This is a genomic window from Xanthomonas populi (assembly GCF_002940065.1).
GTDB lineage: Bacteria > Pseudomonadota > Gammaproteobacteria > Xanthomonadales > Xanthomonadaceae > Xanthomonas > Xanthomonas populi.
Map to the genome: position 1 here is coordinate 1 of NZ_MDEJ01000186.1, position 5863 is coordinate 5863.

Annotated in this window: 4 protein-coding genes and 1 pseudogene; 3 read left to right on the forward strand and 2 right to left on the reverse strand. The window is 61.8% G+C overall.

The genetic code is table 11. The features are described from left to right. Positions 1 to 339: 339 nt before the first annotated feature. Both dnaN and dnaA read right to left on the reverse strand, forming a co-directional pair. Positions 340 to 1440 (reverse strand): DNA polymerase III subunit beta, encoded by a 1101-nt coding sequence (dnaN, locus tag XpopCFBP1817_RS19075; protein WP_128418293.1) that lies wholly within the window; start codon positions 1438 to 1440, stop codon positions 340 to 342. A 278-nt stretch (positions 1441 to 1718) separates the two neighbouring features. Continuing rightward, positions 1719 to 3047 carry a chromosomal replication initiator protein DnaA gene (gene dnaA / locus XpopCFBP1817_RS19080; RefSeq protein ID WP_128418294.1) on the reverse strand — a complete coding sequence of 443 codons (1329 nt, stop codon included), beginning with the start codon at positions 3045 to 3047 and terminating at the stop codon, positions 1719 to 1721. 243 nt (positions 3048 to 3290) lie between these two features. Here dnaA and rpmH point away from each other — a divergent pair, with 243 nt between their 5' ends. From rpmH to yidC, 3 genes and pseudogenes are all read left to right on the forward strand, one after another. Next, positions 3291 to 3431, forward strand: a complete 141-nt coding sequence (gene rpmH, locus XpopCFBP1817_RS19090; protein WP_002805908.1) for a 50S ribosomal protein L34 — start codon at positions 3291 to 3293, stop codon at positions 3429 to 3431. 38 nt (positions 3432 to 3469) lie between these two features. Beyond that, a pseudogene (rnpA, locus tag XpopCFBP1817_RS19095) lies at positions 3470 to 3906 on the forward strand (ribonuclease P protein component). Positions 3907 to 3931: 25 nt separating this feature from the next. Beyond that, a complete protein-coding gene (gene yidC / locus XpopCFBP1817_RS19100; protein ID WP_128418297.1) occupies positions 3932 to 5653 on the forward strand; it encodes a membrane protein insertase YidC in 1722 nt (573 codons plus the stop codon). Positions 5654 to 5863 lie beyond the last annotated feature (210 nt).

Consider the following 5863-nt stretch of genomic DNA (forward strand, 5'->3'; position numbering starts at 1 on the left):
CCAGCCTTCAGCGTAGCGAACACTGGCAGTTCTGGCACGCCGGTGCAGACATCAAGGCCTTGCGGTCGTTGGGTGGTTGGAGGTCTTCAGGGGCGACTCATCCCGCTAGCGCAACCCCATCATCAAGGTCGGAAGCCACAGTTAAGAACGTTGTGCACCATCGACATCGGAAAGCCACCCAAATGGAAACCCATGCAATCAGACAGGCAATCACCTCACTCAGTGCCGCTGTGCTTTTCGAGAGTGCTATGAAACGACCGTTTCAGGGTTCCTATTCCTATCCCGAAAACGAGAAGCTCGGCACTGCCGGGCTTCTCATGTTCCACGTGGAACGCAATATTAGAGGCGCAGCGGCATCACCACATGACGCGACTTCTCACTGCTGGCTTCACGCACAAACGCGGACGAATTCGCATCGCGTAGCTGAATCACCACATGTACGTCACGCAACGCGGAGAGCGCATCGAGCAGGTAGTTAACGTTGAAGCCGATCGCCAGATCATCGACCTTGGTGTCCGCCTCGATCTCTTCTTGCGCTTCTTCCTGCTCCGGGTTGTGCGCGCTGATCTTCAGCTGACCCGGCGAGACTTCCATGCGCACACCTCGGTACTTCTCGTTCGACAGAATCGCAGCACGCTGAAGCGAAGCACGCAGTGCCTCGCGGTCGACCTTGACCTCACGGTCTGCACCAATCGGGATCACAGCCTCGTAATCGGGGAAGCGGCCGTCGATCAGCTTGGAGGTAAAGGTCACATCGCCACGCTTGACGCGAATATGGCTGCGGCCGACTTCCAGCTCGACCGCGCGGTCCGCAGCTTCCAGCAGACGCAACAACTCGGTCACGCCCTTACGGGGCACGATGATTTGACGCTTCGCGCCGCCTGGTTTCTCCAGATCCATCTCGCACAGCGCCAGACGATGCCCATCGGTGGCTACGCAACGCAGAAGACCCTCGCGCAAATCGAACAGCAAGCCGTTGAGATAATAACGCACGTCCTGCTGTGCCATCGCGAATGCGGTGCGCTCGATCAGCTCTTTCAGCCCTCCCTCTGGCACCAACACGCGCTCGGTGGCTTCAACCTCGTCCACCGACGGAAAGTCGTTGGCAGGCAGCGTAGACAGCGTAAAGCGGCTACGTCCTGCCTGCACGGTGACCTTATCGCCGGCCTGCGAGATGGTGACGCGGCTGCCGTCCGGCAGGGCCCGCAGAATGTCGAACAACTTGCGGGCGGGAATAGTGGTTTCTCCATCCTGCGCGTCTTCCACCATGGTCCGCGAGATCATCTCCACTTCCAGGTCGGTGCCGGTCAACGAGACCTGTCCATCCTTCACCTGCACCAGCAGGTTGGCCAGAACAGGCAGGGTTTGACGGCGTTCGACCACATTGACCACTTGGGCCAACGGTTTCAGGAAGGCTTCGCGCTGCAGTGTAAAACGCATGTGGTTCCGTGCCCCTATGCTTTAAAAGATAATGGAATAAATCAAAATCTTGGTAGTGATGGTAGCGCCGTTTTTAGCGGACAACCACCATAACCATTTGTTTTCAAAGACATTTCAGCGCCTGAAAGTCGTTGGACTAGTGCCCCTGGTCTGGCGGTAAAACCTGTGGGTAGTTTTCTGCTCGAACCGCGAAGCAACGTTATCCACAGATTCTCCCGCATTTGACCCCAACGTTTCCAGGCTTTTTCTCCAAGCAGCTCGCCGAGAGCGTCAACGACTCATTCGCTGAGCTTGCGAATCAGCTTTTCCCAGTCCTCGCGCAACTTGCCATCGGCTTCCATCAGCGTGCGGATCTGCCGACAGGCATGCAGCACGGTGGTGTGGTCGCGGCCTGCAAAGGCATCGCCGATCTCCGGAAGGCTGTGTTCTGTCAGCTCCTTGGCCAGCGCCATCGCCACCTGGCGCGGACGTGCCAGCGAGCGTGTCCGCCGCTTGGAGAGCAGATCCTTCATCTGCAGCCCGTAGTAGTCCGCCACGGTCTTCTGGATGTTGGGGATGCCAATCGCCTGCTGCTGGGCGCGCAACAGGTCGCGCAGCGTCTCCTGGGCGAATTCAACGGTGATCGCCCGGCCGGTGAAGTTGGCGCGCGCGACCAGCGTGTTGAGCGCGCCTTCCAGGTCGCGCACGTTGGAGCGCATCTTCTTGGCGATCAAAAATGCCACGTCGTCCGGAATGTCGGCGCCGCGCTCGCGCGCCTTGGCCAGCACGATGGCCGCGCGGGTCTCGAAATCGGGCGGGTCGATCGCCACCGACAGGCCCCAGGCCAGACGCGACTTCAGCCGCGGCTCCAGGCCTTCGACTTCGCGCGGGTAGCGATCGCAGGTGAGGATAATCTGCTGGCGGCCGTCGAACAGCGCGTTGAAGGTGTGGAAGAACTCTTCCTGCGTGCGGTCCTTGCCGGCGAAAAACTGGATGTCGTCGATCAGCAGCGCATCGATCTGCTGGAACTGGCGCTTGAACTGGTCCATCGCCTTGTCCTGCAGCGCCCGGATCATCGCGCTGAAGAACTGCTCCGAACGCAGATACATCACCTTGGCGGCCGGATTGGCCTGGCGCAGCGCATTGCCGGCGGCGAACATCAGGTGGGTCTTGCCCAGGCCGGTGCTGCCGTACAGCAGCAGCGGGTTGTGCGCGCGGTCGCCAGGCTTCTGCGCAGCCTGGATGGCCGCTGCCAACCCGAGCTGGTTGCTACGGCCTTCCACGAAATTGGCGAAGTTGTAGTGCGAATCCAGGTTGCCGGCAAACGGGGAGATCGGAGTGGCGGCCGGCGCACTGGGTGCGGGCATCGGTGCCGGCAATGGATCGGAAGCACGGGGGCGCGAGCCGACGGCAAGCGCCACGTCGCCATTGCCGACGAAGTACGCCACCAATTCGCGGATGCGCGGCAGATAGCGTTCGCGGACCTGGTCGACGATGAAGGCATTCGGCGCATACAGCACGATGCTGTCGCCGCGGTCTTCGGCTTGCAGGGGTTTCAACCAGGTGTGGACATCCTCGGGCGGGAATTCAGCTTCAAGACGTTCCAGACAGCGGGGCCAAGCATCCATCAAAGTATGATCATCTGTTGCTGGCTGCGGCGCGCAAAAAAGCGCCGTGCTCGCAGCCCGGTAGTGAAAAGAGAATGGCCAAGACTAGCACCGAGGGCAGGGTTTTCCCAGACTTATTCACAGGCCCATCCACAGGCTGCCGGCGGCCTCAGCTGCGGTAAAGCATTTGGGGAGTTGACCGGCCCTATAGAGGGGCTATAGAATTTCTTGTTATATATCGTCTCCATCCATGCAGAGGGCTCCATGGCCACCAAGCGTACGTTCCAACCCAGCAACCTCAAGCGAGCACGCGACCATGGCTTCCGCGCACGTATGGCAACTGCCGACGGCCGCAAGATCCTGGCTCGCCGCCGCGCCAAGGGCCGCAAGCGCCTGAGCGCTTGATTGCCGCGCCGCTCCCTGCGGCCGAGGCAGTCCCTACCGTGAACGCATCGAACCCGTGCAGGCGATTTCCTCGCTCTGCGCGGGTTCGTACGCGTGCGCAATATACGGTCGTCTTCGATACCGCACGCCGCACCTCAGATCCGTTGCTTAGCCTGCACTGGCGTACCGGCGATACACCGCCGCGCCTGGGCATGGCGGTGTCGCGCAAGGTCGATACGCGTGCGGTCGGACGTAACCGGATCAAACGCGTGTTGCGCGATGCCATGCGGCATCTGTTTCCCGAGCTGGCCGGTGGCGATTACGTCATCGTGGCGCGCTCCGCAGCGGCAAAAGCGACCAATCCACAGATTCGCGACGCCTTTGTGCGTGTGCTGCGCCGTGCCGGCGCATTGCCCCTGCCTGCTGCGCCCGGCACAATGCCGCCCGCCAACACGATGCACTCATCCTCCCTTTCCCGACAGAGCCGGAACTGTAGTTCCGACTGAGCGAGTTGCTGCCCGATGAACCAGACCCGTGTTTTCCTGATTTTTGCCTGGCTGATGGTCGCGGCGTTGCTGTGGATGGAGTGGGGCAAGGACAAGGCGGCCGCCAATGCGCCGGCGGTGCCGACGCCCCAGTCGGTGCCGGCGGCGCGCGATCTGGATGCAGCCACGACGGCGGCCAATGTGCCGGCGGCGCAGGCCATCCCTCAGGCGGGCGTGTCTGGCGCGGCCCCGGCGACCAGCATGACTGCCGCGACGCCGGTCGCTGCCGGTGCTGCACCGGTGGTGACTCTGACCTCGGACGTGCTGCGCCTGAAACTGGACGGCCGCAGCGTGCTGGATGCCGAGCTGCTGCAGTTTCCGCAGACTAAGGACGGCACCGCGCCGGTCAGCCTGTTGACCGAAGACGCCGCGCACCCGTACAACGCCACCAGCGGTTGGGCCAGCGAACATTCGCCGGTACCGGGCGTGGGCGGCTTCCGTGCCGAACAGTCGGGCACCGCGTTCGAACTGGCCGAGGGGCAGAACACCGTGGTGGTGCCGTTCGTGTGGACTGGCCCCAATGGGGTGTCGATCCGCCGCACCTTCACCCTTGAACGCGGCCGCTACGCGATCTCGATCAAGGACGAGGTGATCAACAAGAGCGGCGCGCCGTGGAACGGTTATGTGTTCCGCAAGCTGAGCCGGGTGCCGACCATCCTCAGCCGCGGCATGACCAACCCGGACTCCTTCAGCTTCAACGGGGCGACCTGGTACAGCCCGCAGGAAGGCTACGAGCGTCGCGCGTTCAAGGATTACATGGACGATGGCGGTCTGAATCGCCAGATCACGGGCGGCTGGGTGGCGCTGTTGCAGCACCACTTCTTCACCGCGTGGATTCCGCAGAAGGATCAGGCCTCGCTGTATGTGTTGAACCAGGATGGCCCGCGTGACGTGGCCGAGCTGCGCGGCCCGGCCTTCACTGTGGCGCCGGGCCAGACCGCTACCACTGAAGCGCGCCTGTGGGTGGGTCCGAAGCTGGTCAGCCTGATCGCCAAGGAAAACGTGAAGGGCCTGGACCGCGTAGTCGATTACAGCCGCTTCTCGATCATGGCCATCATCGGCCAGGGCCTTTTCTGGGTGCTGAGCCATCTGCACAGTTTCCTGCATAACTGGGGCTGGTCCATCATCGGCCTGGTGGTGCTGCTGCGCCTGGCGCTGTATCCGCTGTCTGCGGCGCAGTACAAGTCCGGTGCCAAGATGCGCCGCTTCCAGCCGCGCCTGGCACAGCTGAAGGAGCGCTATGGCGACGATCGCCAGAAGTACCAGCAGGCGACGATGGAGCTGTTCAAGAAGGAAAAGATCAACCCGATGGGTGGCTGCCTGCCGCTGCTGATCCAGATGCCGATCTTCTTCGCGCTGTACTGGGTGCTGGTGGAATCGGTGGAACTGCGTCAGGCGCCATGGTTGGGCTGGATCCAGGATCTGACCGCACGCGACCCGTACTTCATCCTGCCGGTGCTCAACATCGCCATCATGTGGGCCACGCAGAAGCTGACCCCGACCCCGGGCATGGACGCGATGCAGGCCAAGATGATGCAGTTCATGCCGCTGGTGTTTGGCGTGATGATGGCCTTCATGCCAGCCGGCCTGGTGCTGTACTGGGTGGTCAACGGTGGCCTGGGTCTGCTGATTCAGTGGTGGATGATCCGCCAGCACGGTGAGAAGCCGAGCAAGATCATCCAGGCCAACGCCAAGTGAGTCGAAGAAGGCCCGCCGCAAGGCCTAATGCTGTTCACTTAAGCTTCTGATCGAGGGCTTTTGCAACTGGGTACAGTCGCCAATCCCAAGAGAAGCGGCGCTTACCCGAGAAGTGGAAGCACCTTTTTTTTCTTAAAGGAGCCTCTAAAAACCCCAGCAATCTGCCATCATTGACTTGACGCCCTGCCAGCGGAGAACGACAGACATGAT

Excerpts from the sequence above, each read along its gene's own strand:
- dnaN (WP_128418293.1), bottom strand. The coding sequence starts at position 1,440 with ATGCGTTTTACACTGCAGCGCGAAGCCTTCCTGAAACCGTTGGCCCAA.
- rpmH (WP_002805908.1), top strand. The coding sequence starts at position 3,291 with ATGGCCACCAAGCGTACGTTCCAACCCAGCAACCTCAAGCGAGCACGC.
- yidC (WP_128418297.1), top strand. The coding sequence starts at position 3,932 with ATGAACCAGACCCGTGTTTTCCTGATTTTTGCCTGGCTGATGGTCGCG.
- dnaA (WP_128418294.1), bottom strand. The coding sequence starts at position 3,047 with ATGGATGCTTGGCCCCGCTGTCTGGAACGTCTTGAAGCTGAATTCCCG.